Raw genomic sequence first — 12,740 nt, forward strand, 5'->3', positions numbered from 1 at the left:
GCTTCAGTAGTGCGCCATCCCAGCGTTCTACCTGATTTGCAATGGCATTCAGACTACTGAATCGAAAATTATAATCAATGATTTTTATGATCTAAGAGAAGGCTTTTTTATTACTTTTTCTTTTATACCTTGGTTTTACATGGTTTTTTTTGTGTAAAGTTCAGCTTTAAGAGACAAAAAAAGCAGCTCGAAAGCTGCTTTTTGTCGCGCTTCAGCGCGGTTTTAGTACAATCCGGCGAGGTAGTTCGCCAAAATTTCGATATCTTTATCAGTCAATTTTGCTGCTACATCGCGCATCATTCCGTTCGGGTCATTCGCTCGTTCACCGCTACGGAACATTTCCAATTGCTGTTTCACGTAAGCAACATGATTGCCAGAAATATCGGGAAACTTAGCCAAACCCATACCGTCACCGCGTGGGCCGTGACATGCAGTACATGCTGTTAGACCGCGAGCCTCGTCACCACCGCGATATAAAGCTGAGCCAGCTGCAACAACGTCTTCTGGTGTTTCACCTAATTCTGCATCTTGGGCGGCAAAGTAGGCAGATAAATCTGCAATATCTTGATCGCTCAAATTCATGGCTTGGCCTTGCATGATTGCATTGGCTCGACCCTGCTCACCGTTGGTTTCGGCGGCAAGGCGATAATCCATTAACTGCTTCGCCAAGTATTCAGCGTGCTGGCCCGCAATCTTTGGATACATATCAGAAGGCGAATTGCCGTTCGGTCCATGACAGGCTGCACAGACACCTGCCTTTTCTTGACCCGCTTCGACACTACCTTGCTGAGCCATAGCAAAGCTTGTGAGTCCTACATATAGCCCAACGAACAATGCGATTTTTTTCATGATCGATATCTCTGCTCTGGAATCTTTAACAGACGCTATTTTACACAAAACTACTAAGGATTAAATGCCTAATCATGTTACTATGCGCTTTCTTGAACGGTAACGAAAAATCATGAACGAACGCATCAACTTCCAACCGACATCTTTTCTTATCAGCGCAGCCGATATTCGCCAACTTCCAGCCGACACGGGAGTCGAAATCGCGTTTGCGGGGCGTTCGAATGCCGGAAAATCCAGTGCTCTTAATACGCTAACTCGGCAGAAAAGTTTAGCTCGTACGTCAAAAACTCCTGGTCGCACCCAGTTAATCAACGTATTTGAAGTGTCGCCAGAGCGTCGTCTCATTGACTTACCAGGTTATGGTTACGCCAAAGTGCCTATTGCGGTTAAAGAAAAATGGCAGATGGCTCTGAGTGAGTACCTTCAACGAAGAGAATCTTTGCGTGGCTTAGTGCTACTCATGGATATTCGTCATCCTTATCGCGACGTCGATCAAGAATTGCTGTATTGGGCCGCCGAGTCTGGTATTCCAGTGCTGATACTCCTTACCAAAGCCGACAAACTCAAGCCGGGCATCCGCAAATCAACGCTCTTAAAAGCGCGCGAGGCAGCTATGGTGTTTGGTGGCGAGGTGACCGTTGAAGTCTTCTCTTCTTTGACCAAAATTGGTCTTTCCGAACTCGAGGATCACCTCACTCATTGGTTTACTCAACCGATTGCTGAGCCCGAAGCGGGCGAGCAGGAAGGCGATGACCTCGAGTAACGATGCGCCGCCGCTGCGAGCATGGTTGTTACTGGGTTTATTGGCCCTGATTTGGGGTGCTTCTTTTTTATTGATTAAGAAAGGTTTGCTAGCCTTCCGGCCTGATCAACTTGCGGCTATTCGAATAGCCTCCGCTGGTTTTGTGTTGCTACCTTTTATTCTACGCCGATTTCGCACAGTACAACGGCAACACTGGCCGAAGCTGATCACCGTCGGCATGGTGGGTAGTTTTATCCCTGCTTTCTTGTTCGCATTTGCGCAAACTCAAATCGCTAGCGGAGTTACCGGTGTACTCAATACATTTACACCGTTGGCAACGCTGATTATCGGCGTTTTGTTATTCAAACAAACATCGCGGTTACAGCAATGGCTGGGAATTGTTATTGGTATGGCAGGAACCATTTTGCTGGTTACTGCTTCTGCAAGCGGTGAGCTTGATTTCAACGCCTACGGATTACTAATCATCGCAGCAACCGTTTGTTATGGATTAAATCTCAATCTGATCAAGCATAAAATATCTGACCTCGGAGCACTTACCATCACCGGGGTTTCGCTATTTCTTGTCGCTCCCCCTGCAGCAGTCTACTTGTTCTTTGGGACACCATTCCTAGAGCAAACCGGTGACCCGCAATTCGCCTTCGCGCTCACGGCTGTGCTGGCATTGGGTATTATTGGGACAGCCGGTGCGCTCATTATTTTTAACACCGTTGTCAAAATGTCTGATACCACTTTTACCAGTTCCGTGACCTATTTAATTCCGATTGTTGCACTCTTACTCGGGGTCGCTGATGGTGAGTCTTTCTTTCTACAACATGCTTTAGGTATGGTCGCCATACTGAGTGGGGTGTGGATTGCGAACCGGAAAAGAAAAAGCCCGGCATAAAGCCGGGCGAAAATACATCTTACAATCCAGGGAGAGAGAACATCTCTTCGAAAGGTTAAACGGACAAAACACTCGTTTAATGCGCCTTTCATAAAATCAGACTTGCGGTCTTTACAAAAGTTCAGAAATCCCTGTTCTTTTTTTTGCTAACTTTTTATCTATTTGATTTATAGAGCTATTTAATGTGCTTCATCCCAATTATTTCCGACTCCAGCCTCGGCAATAAGAGGAACTTTCAACGTTACCGCCTGCTCCATGACCTCTACTAGCTTCCGTTGAAAGGACTCCAGAAGGTCTTCACGAATTTCAAATACCAATTCATCGTGAACCTGCATAATCATATAAGCTTCGCCGTCTTTGGCAGCTGTCGCTAGGTAGCCGGCAACATCAATCATAGCGCGCTTAATAATGTCTGCCGCAGAACCTTGCATGGGCGCGTTGATAGCCGCGCGCTCTGCCGCTTTGCGGCGGGCACCATTCTGTGCACGTATTTCGGGTAAATGCAGACGCCGCCCAAAGATAGTTTCAACAAAGCCATCACGTTTGGCTTGTTGTCGCGTCTTTTCCATATACTCGAGAACTCCGGGGAAGCGTTCGAAATACTTATCCATGTACTGTTGCGCTTCATGGCGCGGAATATCGAGTTGCCGCGACAAACCAAAGGCGCTCATGCCGTAAATCAGACCAAAATTGACCGCTTTAGCTCGACGACGTTGCTCGGTAGTCACTTGATCAAGCTGCACACCAAATACCTCAGCGGCAGTCGCGGCATGAATATCGCGACCTTTACTAAACGCATCTACCAGCTGTGGGTCGGACGACAAATGGGCCATGATTCGTAGCTCAATTTGACTGTAATCGATGGCCATAATCTTATAGCCCTGCGGCGCAGTGAAAGCCTGCCGAACACGGCGTCCTTCAGCGGTTCGGATCGGGATATTTTGTAAGTTCGGATCACTGGATGATAAGCGCCCAGTAGCCGTTACCGCCTGATGATAGGACGTGTGCACACGATGAGTTTCAGCATTCATCATCTTGGGTAACTTATCCGTGTAGGTCGACTTGAGCTTGCTCAGACCACGGTGCTGCATAATTACATCAGGTAACGGATAGTCGTGCGCAAGTTCTTGCAACACCTCTTCCGCTGTTGATGGAGCGCCCTTCGGAGTTTTCTTGATCACCGGCAATTGCAGCTCATCAAATAGAATTTCTTGTAGCTGTTTTGGTGAGCCCAAATTGAACTCGCGTCCAGCTATAGTGAAGGCTTTATCTTCAAGCTCTTTCAGCTTTGCCGCGATTTCTTTGCTTTGTGCAGCCAGCAATTTAGCGTCAATTTGAACCCCGTGCTGTTCCATATCGGTCAAAATGGGGACCAGTGGGAGTTCAATTTCAGTAAGAACTCGTTCAAGACTGGGTACTGCTGACACTTCCTCCCACAAGCGCTGATGTAACTGCAAGGTCACATCAGCATCTTCTGCGGCATACGGGGCCGCTTCTTCCAGAGCGATTTGATTAAATGTGATTTGTTTTGCGCCCTTGCCAGCAATATCCTCAAACTTAATCGGATTGTGTCCGAGATACTGCAAGCTCAACGTATCCATATCGTGCCGCGAGCCAACGCTATTAAAAACATACGACGCTAGCATGGTGTCATTAGCAATACCCGCCAAACGGATTCCGTAGCGGCGCAAAATATGTCCATCATATTTCAGGTTCTGACCAATTTTGCCTGGTTTATCAGCTTCGAGAATTGGCTTTAATTGCTTGAGCACAAACTCACGTGATAGTTGTTCCGGTGCGCCAGCATAGTCATGCGCAACAGGCACATACGCAGCCTTACCGGCTTCTATTGCAAACGACAGGCCGACCAATTCAGCTTCCATATAATTGAGGCTGGTGGTTTCGGTATCAAATGCAAAAGCATCTGCCTGCTTCAGCTCATCAATCCAACTTTCAAACGTTTCTTTATCAAGAATCGTAATGTAATCGTCATGCTTAATGGGTTGTTCGAGCAACGACCCCTGACTTGGCTGACTATTGGAAGCAGAAGATGACCGTGCAGTGACTGGACCTTGTTCCGCCAATTCTGCTAGCCAACGCCGAAACTCACAGTAGGTATAAAGCTCTTGCAGCTTCTCGATATTCGGTTCTTGAATTGAAAGTTCATCTGGTTTCAATGCCAGCTCGACATCTAACTTAATCGTGGCGAGCTCCTTCGACATAGCGAGAATATCGGCATGCTCTTTAAGCTTTTCTGGCATCGTTTTGGCGCCACGAAAATTTAGATCGGCAATCTTTTCGGGATTGGCCAACATCGCATCGATCGAGCCCATACCCTGGAGCATCGCTAACGCGGTCTTTTCCCCCACTTTTGGTAGTCCCGGAATGTTATCGGAGCTATCACCCATCAGCGACAGCAGATCAATCATTTGCTCTGGCTTGATACCGTATTTACCGACTACGCCATCGGCATCAAGCAATGTATCGGTCATAGTGTTGATCAGCATCACATGATCATTCACGAGCTGAGCCATATCTTTGTCGCTCGTGCTAATTAGTGTAAATCGACCCTCGTCGCCAGCCTGTTGGGCAAGTGTGCCAATCACATCATCTGCTTCAACGCCGTCGATGCATAGCAGCGGTAAGCCCAAAGCTTCAACAATGGCATGCAATGGCTTTATTTGACTGCGTAAGTCATCCGGCATCGGCGGTCGATTACCTTTATAGTCCGCATAAATTTCATTGCGAAACGTCGACCCCTTGGCATCAAAAACAACGGCCATATGGGTCGGGTGATACTTTTTGATTAGACTCCGCAGCATATTTACGACACCGTAAATAGCACCGGTTGGTTCGCCAGCTGAGTTGGTCAAATGCGGTGGCGCATAAAAGGCGCGGAATAAATAGGACGACCCATCGACCAAAATAAAGGGATTTTCGGGCACTTGTGCGGCCATAGGATTCTCTTGCTACTCGTTGTTATTCGAGGGATTAAAGTACGTGGCGCTAGCATGCCATAGGCAGCAGTTTGGTGCTAGTCAGCGTTCAAATAGAATTGTGGGTATCATGTGGATAAGTCTGTGCATGAACGACTTCACGCATCAGCTGAAGATCAAAGATCTCTGATGTGAATTGATTTGAATTATTTTGAAAAACAAGGGGTTGCGAGTATTTACGATAACCCCAAACAGCTTTATTTTTCTTATGGTTCAGTTGTGGAAACTGATTTACTGCATCCGACTCGGAAAGTGTTCTTGCTAACAGCTAAGACTGTTCGAGTCGGTAAGTAAGACTATCACAATGGGAGCTGAAAGCTAGTCCGTTCGTCAGATTTTTTAGAACGATTTTTGCGCAATTTGTCGATTCAATAGACGCAAAAGGAATCAACAATTGAAGCAAACTACTATATACTGCATGTCATAACTATCTGGTAAAAGTGGCAATATCACCTACGCTGAAAGCAGAGAGTATTGTGCACCTATGGAATCGACGGTCATGAAGCTGACGAAAGATGAGCTACAACAACTAGAGGATTACGAGCGACGCCGAATTGCGTTGAACCAGTCCGAATGGTGGGAACGTCTATCCATGGATCAAAAGTTTGGGGTCTATCAACTGCAAAAGTTTGGATACGACTTAGCCTTTATTCGCAACAATGCCGAAGTCGGTCCCATTGCGGTGGTTCGGCGTGGGCATGAATTTGCAACGGTGAATAGCGAAGGCGATGTTGATCTCAGTCCTGATATAGTCATCCGCGACTAACTACTCAATAATTTAGCTCGTACCGTTCGTAATACCTCATCAGTTTCCGGCAACTGCCCGGTATGCCATAGTGCAAACGCTAGCGCCGCTTGCTCTACCAACATCCCCAATCCGTCTGCGCATGCCGTCGCGCCCGCAGTCCGAGCCTGCTGAATAAACTGCGTCGGCGTTTTCGCATACATCATGTCATAACAGAGCCGACTTTTACTCAGCAAAGCATTTGACAAGGGTAATGAGGCTTTGTGAAGGGATGCTGATGTTGCGTTGATGACAATATAATCATGCGCCGACAACCCATCGAGGTCTTGCCAACTCGCGTAAGCAAGCGGCAAGTCGGAATTCGCTCGCACTAACTCTTGCGCTTTCGGTAGCGTCCGATTAGCTAAGATGATTCGTTCAACACCAGCCTCGCACAAAGGCCCCAACACGCCACGTGCTGCTCCACCCGCGCCGAGAATAACGGCATGTATGCCGATCAAAGATGACAATTCCAACTGGCGCTTCAGATCAGCGACCAGACCGTAACCATCTGTGTTATCGCCCAAAATTTGGCCATGACCGAGAGGTATTAATGTATTCACTGCGCCAGCACGGGCTGCTCGGTCGGTTTGATGCGTCACTAACTGTGCAGCCGCTGTTTTAAAGGGAACCGTGACGTTCGCGCCAGCACCGCCGCAGCGAAAAAATTCTGCGACTGCAGCGGCAAACTGCGCTGGCGATGTTAAACTGCGCGTGTACTCTAAATCCTTCACATGCAGCTGTTGTGCAAACAAGCTATGAATGAAAGGAGATAGACTGTGTTGAACTGGGTTTCCGAAAACGGTGAAGCGAGCCATGTTGTCATTTCTCAAAAAGTCGAACGCTCCGCAAGGGCCGCGTAGTTTGTACGATCAGTTGGGAGGCGAACCAGCCGTCCGAGCTATCGCTGAACGTTTCTACGATATCATGGAAACCGATCCGCGTGCGGCAGATTTACTGGCCTTACATCCTCAACCGCTCGACACTATTCGGCAAAAATTCTTCGAATTCTTAAGCGGCTGGTTTGGTGGCCCCGCGTTATTTGAGGAGAAGTATGGCCATCCGCGCCTGCGCGCGCGCCACTTGCCATTTCAAATTGACATCAAGATGCGTGATCAATGGCTACTTTGTATGTACCAAGTACTCGAAGAGAAGGTAAATGATTCACTGTTGAAAATGCAGTTGCGCCAGCAATTTACTGCTCTGGCGCACCATATGATCAATAGCGACTAACCTATAACTCCTTCAGCCAATCGCGCGCATGCAAGTAGTCCGAGTAGAGTTTTGCCTCAGGTGTCCCGGGTTCAGGTGCATATCCATATTCCCAGCGCGCCAAGGGCGGCATTGACATTAAAATCGATTCTGTTCTACCGCCCGTCTGTAAGCCAAACAAAGTACCGCGATCCCAAACCAAATTGAACTCGACATAGCGCCCACGACGATAGAGCTGGAACTCTCGCTCGCGTTCGCCGTAGGTCATATTTTTACGACGTTCAATGATCGGAAGATAGGCGTCGAGATATGCATCGCCCACAGCACGGGTAATAGCGAAGCATTCCTCAAAACTGCGATCATTGAGGTCGTCAAAGAAAAGACCACCAATACCTCTGGTTTCGCCCCGATGCTTGAGATAGAAATATTCATCGCACCAGGTTTTATAAGCTGGGTAAAGTTCTGAACCAAATGGATCGAGTGCCGCTTTCGCCACTTGATGCCAATGCTTAATGTCGTCATCAATCGGATAAAATGGCGTTAGATCGAACCCACCACCAAACCACCAGACCGGATCTGCATTCTCTTTCTCAGCAATAAAAAAGCGTACGTTAGCATGACTGGTCGGGATATACGGATTCCGAGGATGTTGCACCAATGACACACCACAGGCGTTAAAGTTGCGTCCAGCAAGTTCAGGTCGATGAGCCGTTGCTGATGCTGGCATTTGTTCGCCGAACACATGGGAATAGCCAACACCACCTTGCTCGAGTACTGCGCCATCACGAAGTACTCGCGAGCGACCACCGCCGCCACCAGGACGCTGCCAACTCTCCTCGGCAAAGTCAGCACCACCGTCGGCGGCGGCTAAACCTGCACAGATACGGTCTTGAAGATCCATCAGATACGCGTTTACTTGAGTAAGCATCTCGTTTTGCATAGTGGCTGGGGTCCCTCTCTCATAAGGTACTACTAGATATTTTGGCTGAAACAGTCATCAATCCCGAATCACGGTGCCTGTTATGGGATCAATAATCTTCGATGGTTTGGTTGCGCCACCCAGTGGTGCGTCCATGACCCACGCGACCCTATCACCAAACTGATCACGAATAGCTTGTGCGGAAGTTAATGTGGGTTGGCCCGAGATATTGGCACTGGTGGAGACTATCGCGCTGCCGAGCGCTTTGCAGAGCTGTCGCGCCGGTTCAAACGCAGTGACTCGCACCGCTATTTGTTGATATTGACCTCGTAACCATTCAGGTACGTTAGCGGCAGCGGGGAGCAATAAAGTAATGGGGCCAGGCCAGTGCGAAAAGACACTAAACCGTTTGTCTTGTGGTATGGCTCTGTCGTCAACAAACGCAACGGCTTGACTGTAATCCGCAGCAAGTATAATGAGGCCTTTGTCTTGTGGACGTTGCTTCAATGCCAACAACTTCTCGACCGCGGCTTGATTACGCGGATCACAACCGAGTCCGTACACCGCTTCTGTTGGATAAGCTAATATTTCGCCTGCACGAAAAGCCTCGCGCGCAGCTTCCCAATTGGTATCCACAGCTCGATACTCCCTGAATTCACTGTTTGAATTCGCTTATTGAATGGACGATTTATATGAGCACGATTCACTCGCACAAACCAAACGCTCGCCGGCTGCCGTTCGCTTCTTTAAAAGCAACGCAAAACCGCAATCGGGGCAAGATTGTGCCACAGGCGGAAGATTAACGGAAAATTTGCAGAGTGGGTACTGATCACAGGCATAAAATGAATTACCAAAGCGGCTCGTTTTCTGTACGAGTTTGCCGTCTTCACATACAGGACAATGCACGTCCGTGCCTGGATCGAAGTCCGCGGCAGTCATGTAATCACAGTTAGGATAGCCGCTACAGCCCACAAATAGGCCGTAGCGCCCCTTTTTGAGTTGCAGTTCTTTTTGACACCGGGGGCAAGGAACGCCCAGTGGTTGTGGTTCGAAGTGTGTGTCGGTGGTCATTTAATGCAGTAGACCTTCCGGCTCCTCAAACAACAATCCCTCCATTTGATCGTAAGCATCTTCATGGCCTGGTACATTAAACAAGACCATCAAAATTACCCATTTCAAATCATCCAGAGAGAATTGCGGAGTATCTAGTTCCATGACGCGGTCGACGACCATTTCACGCGTAGTGAAATCGAGGACACCAAGATTTTCTAGATACAAGAGAAAACCGCGACTCTGCACATCCAGTCGCGCCACTTCTTCGGTCGTGTACACACGTGTAGCACTATTCGGCGAACGATTCAGATAAGGTTTAGTCTCGCTTTCTTGTAAGTCAGCAAGACGTTCTAACCACGCCAAAGCTTTATGGATCTCTTGCCGATGGAAACCGGCGCGAGTTAACTCATCCGTTAGCTCGTCGTGATTAACAACCACTTCCATATCCGAGTGAATGTAGTTCTCGAACAGGTACATGAGGATATCAAACATCGTTAGCGCCTCCCCATTTTCATATAACCACCAGAAACTGAAGTCACCCACCCTTCTAATTCTAATAACACCAACTGCTCGGTAACAATTGCAGCCGGTAGTCCACTGCGAGCTACTATGGTGTCGATTGGTGTGACCTCATTTCCCACATTAGCCAACAATTCTAGGTTTGCCAAGCTTCCCGTCGAGTTATTTTCGCCCATATTCATTAATGTGGGGATGCTGCGTTGGATATTCAACTCGCTCAAAATATCATCGACGGAGGTCACCAGTGCTGCACCCTCTTGAATTACCTTAAGATTACCGCTGCAGCTGACGTCCCAAATGGATCCTGGCAATGCCATGACACTCCGATTTTGCTCTAAGCCTTGGCGCGCAGTAATTAGGGTGCCGCTACGTAATTTCGCTTCAATAACAAGCACGCCGCGACTTAATCCACTAAGTATACGGTTGCGCCGCGGAAAATGATTACTACGGACTTTCACGCCCGGGGCAAATTCCGAGACTAACAGCCCCTGTTGAGCAATCCGTTGCTGCAATTGTCGATGCTTGGGCGGATACACAATATCTGGCCCACAGCCCAGCACTGCGAGCGTGTTGCCGTGCTCTAACGCCGACTTGTGTGCGGCTCCGTCAATACCACCGGCTAAGCCACTGGAAACCAGAATGCCGTTGCGCGTTAAATCGGCTGCAAATAACGTCGCAGCTTGCACGCCAGCCTCACTCGCCATGCGACTGCCGATCACAGCCACTTGCGGTTGTTCGAGGAGCTCACAATCACCATGCAAATACAGAACCAGTGGTGGGTCGGCGATATTACGGAGTGACTCAGGATAGTTTGGTTGCCACCAGTGTAATAAATGATGGTCTTCACGCGCCAGCCATTGCTGTGCATGCCGTTGGTAAGCTGGAGGGGGTGGCTCAATTTCGCGAACTGCGGCTTCAACCGCGGCGAGAGTGCTGAGTAAGCGAAGTCTTTTTTGAAGCGCTTTCTTACTGATACTGACCGTCATCAGCAACGCTAATAGAGCTGCATCCATGCAATTTCCGTTTCATAGTTGGCCTCAACGGTTGGGCTGACATCCTGTCGGTCCTACTTAATTCACTGACATTCCTACAACTGCATCGGCAGCACTTCAGCGCCAATGCTTAACCATTCATTTGAACGTAGCACTATGGCAAAACTCGTTTTTGCTTGAGTATTGATGACCATAAGTTCTGATGTGGTATGTGCTGGCAGCTCCATTGTGGCGCGCCAATAGCGCGATAACGCATCACTGGCTTTGGTTTCGCGAACCGCCTCTGGATTCTCACCATCCATGAAGATTTCCGTTCCTGGGCGAATCGCTCGATACATTTGCCCTGCCTCAACGCCATCTTGTTCGCCAATGTTCAGTACCACGATATCCCACTTGCCCTGCTGCTGACGCTCATTGAGTGACGCAACGATAGCGCCGGTTGCTTGTCCAGATGCAGGGACTAGCAGTTCAGGCATTTCGAACTGCTGAGCTTCAACAACCCGATCTCCACGTCGAATTTCGCGTTGTGGACGGATAATTTCCATCTCCGTCATATCGCGTTGCTGCATGAGGACTCGCGCATCGGCAACGTGGCGGAGTAATACAGCATCATCGAGTCGTTTCACTGGCGTCAAAATTTGGTATTTCACATCAGGCATTTGACCTGTCACGAAAACTGGCGTCATGCCATTCACTCGGGGCGCCGCACGATTATCCCCTAATACTTGAGGTGCTTGTTCATATTGCGACTCACTATAAACGCTATGTGCAGTAATAAACGGCTCAATTAACTCGCTGGGGAACATGCGTAATGCATTACCCTTTGGTTCAATAACACCTTCAGGTAATACGGTTCTTGTTACTTTGCGCGAGAGTGTAGGACGGCCGTCAACCCAACTAAGGTAAAGTTTGTCACCTGGATATATGAGGTGTGGATTATCAACCGACTCATTGACGCGCCATAACTCGGTCCACAACCATGGATCATCAAGATAAAAACCAGCGATGTCCCACAATGTATCGCCTTTCTTCACCACGTACTCAGCGGGTGCATCTTCTTTTAAACGCAAGATGTCGCCGCTGCTTGTCGACTGAGCATAGGCTGACATTGCCGAGCCTGCACTGGCAAGCAGCAAAAAACCGATAACCGCAATCGTGGATAATCGCCAACTGGCCATGATGACCTCCGTTGTAAACCCGTGTGTTCATCCTCAAATTACGTTAAAATTAGCAAAGATGAAACTAGCGAATGAAAGGTTATGCATAAATTAACAATTTTAAAATATCCTGACGAGCGTTTGCGTACCGTGGCAGAGCCCGTAACTGAAGTTGACGATGCCTTGCGCAAACAAATCGATGACATGTTAGAAACCATGTATGAGTCGAACGGCGTTGGCTTAGCGGCAACCCAGGTGAATTTTCACAAGCGGTTGTTTGTTGCTGACTGCAGTGAAGATCAGAATGAACCTCTGGTGTTTATCAACCCAGAGATTACAGAGAAAGAAGGCCTTTTCACCAATGAGGAAGGCTGCCTCTCTTTTCCAGGCGTCTACGCCAAAGTAGAACGCGCGGGTACGATTACTGTAAAAGCATTAGACCGCAATGGTGCTGAGTTCACTCTGACCACTGATGGCCTTCTAGCAATCTGCATTCAACACGAACTCGACCATTTGAATGGCAAGCTTTTTGTCGACTACTTGTCACCGCTGAAGCGTGATCGAATTCGTAAAAAGCTTGAAAAAGAAGCACGTCTCGCGGCAGCTAACTAAG

At 48.4% G+C, this 12,740-nt stretch carries 14 protein-coding genes; 5 read left to right on the plus strand and 9 right to left on the minus strand.

Annotated elements, in window-relative coordinates:
- Positions 1–222: 222 nt before the first annotated feature.
- Positions 223–849: a c-type cytochrome gene (locus CWE22_RS08055; protein WP_169930806.1), complete on the minus strand. Its 627-nt coding sequence runs from the start codon at positions 847–849 to the stop codon at positions 223–225.
- Positions 850–958: 109 nt separating this feature from the next.
- Here CWE22_RS08055 and yihA point away from each other — a divergent pair, with 109 nt between their 5' ends.
- Both yihA and CWE22_RS08065 read left to right on the plus strand, forming a co-directional pair.
- Entirely contained in the window at positions 959–1,612 is a 654-nt protein-coding gene (gene yihA / locus CWE22_RS08060) for a ribosome biogenesis GTP-binding protein YihA/YsxC (protein ID WP_169931074.1), read from the plus strand.
- The gene (locus CWE22_RS08065) at positions 1,599–2,495 is read left to right on the plus strand and encodes a DMT family transporter (RefSeq protein WP_169930807.1); all 897 of its coding nucleotides are present in this window, start codon (positions 1,599–1,601) and stop codon (positions 2,493–2,495) included. Before yihA ends, CWE22_RS08065 begins: the two co-directional genes overlap by 14 nt.
- A 179-nt stretch (positions 2,496–2,674) precedes the next feature.
- Here the strand turns inward: CWE22_RS08065 and polA are convergent, their stop codons facing one another.
- Positions 2,675–5,452, minus strand: coding sequence for a DNA polymerase I (gene polA, locus CWE22_RS08070; RefSeq protein ID WP_169930808.1), 2,778 nt, complete (start codon positions 5,450–5,452; stop codon positions 2,675–2,677).
- A 538-nt stretch (positions 5,453–5,990) separates the two neighbouring features.
- Here polA and CWE22_RS08075 point away from each other — a divergent pair.
- Complete coding sequence (locus CWE22_RS08075; RefSeq protein WP_169930809.1) at positions 5,991–6,257, plus strand: hypothetical protein; 267 nt, start codon at positions 5,991–5,993, stop codon at positions 6,255–6,257.
- On the opposite strand, the gene aroE is transcribed toward CWE22_RS08075, so the two are convergent.
- A complete protein-coding gene (aroE, locus tag CWE22_RS08080; protein WP_169930810.1) occupies positions 6,254–7,093 on the minus strand; it encodes a shikimate dehydrogenase in 840 nt (279 codons plus the stop codon). The two genes, CWE22_RS08075 and aroE, sit on opposite strands and share 4 nt — an antisense overlap.
- Here aroE and CWE22_RS08085 point away from each other — a divergent pair.
- A complete protein-coding gene (locus CWE22_RS08085; protein WP_169930811.1) occupies positions 7,092–7,508 on the plus strand; it encodes a group II truncated hemoglobin in 417 nt (138 codons plus the stop codon). The genes aroE and CWE22_RS08085 overlap by 2 nt on opposite strands.
- A 1-nt stretch (position 7,509) precedes the next feature.
- On the opposite strand, the gene hemF is transcribed toward CWE22_RS08085, so the two are convergent.
- From hemF to CWE22_RS08115, 6 genes are all read right to left on the minus strand, one after another.
- The gene (gene hemF / locus CWE22_RS08090; protein ID WP_169930812.1) at positions 7,510–8,427 is read right to left on the minus strand and encodes an oxygen-dependent coproporphyrinogen oxidase; all 918 of its coding nucleotides are present in this window, start codon (positions 8,425–8,427) and stop codon (positions 7,510–7,512) included.
- Positions 8,428–8,484: 57 nt separating this feature from the next.
- Complete coding sequence (tsaC, locus tag CWE22_RS08095; protein WP_169930813.1) at positions 8,485–9,042, minus strand: L-threonylcarbamoyladenylate synthase type 1 TsaC; 558 nt, start codon at positions 9,040–9,042, stop codon at positions 8,485–8,487.
- Positions 9,043–9,078: 36 nt separating this feature from the next.
- Positions 9,079–9,477: a DNA topoisomerase family protein gene (locus CWE22_RS12190; protein WP_169930814.1), complete on the minus strand. Its 399-nt coding sequence runs from the start codon at positions 9,475–9,477 to the stop codon at positions 9,079–9,081.
- Positions 9,478–9,951, minus strand: a complete 474-nt coding sequence (locus tag CWE22_RS08105; protein WP_169930815.1) for a DUF494 family protein — start codon at positions 9,949–9,951, stop codon at positions 9,478–9,480.
- Between the two features lie 2 nt (positions 9,952–9,953).
- Positions 9,954–10,991, minus strand: a complete 1,038-nt coding sequence (gene dprA, locus CWE22_RS08110) for a DNA-processing protein DprA (RefSeq protein WP_169930816.1) — start codon at positions 10,989–10,991, stop codon at positions 9,954–9,956.
- Positions 10,992–11,065: 74 nt separating this feature from the next.
- Positions 11,066–12,148, minus strand: coding sequence for a LysM peptidoglycan-binding domain-containing protein (locus CWE22_RS08115; RefSeq protein ID WP_169930817.1), 1,083 nt, complete (start codon positions 12,146–12,148; stop codon positions 11,066–11,068).
- An 81-nt stretch (positions 12,149–12,229) separates the two neighbouring features.
- On the opposite strand from CWE22_RS08115, the gene def reads away from it, so the two are divergent.
- A complete protein-coding gene (def, locus tag CWE22_RS08120; protein ID WP_169930818.1) occupies positions 12,230–12,739 on the plus strand; it encodes a peptide deformylase in 510 nt (169 codons plus the stop codon).
- Position 12,740 lies beyond the last annotated feature (1 nt).

Origin of the sequence: Pseudidiomarina aestuarii, assembly GCF_003987355.1 — a bacterium.
In the GTDB taxonomy this organism is placed as follows: Bacteria; Pseudomonadota; Gammaproteobacteria; order Enterobacterales; family Alteromonadaceae; genus Pseudidiomarina; species Pseudidiomarina aestuarii.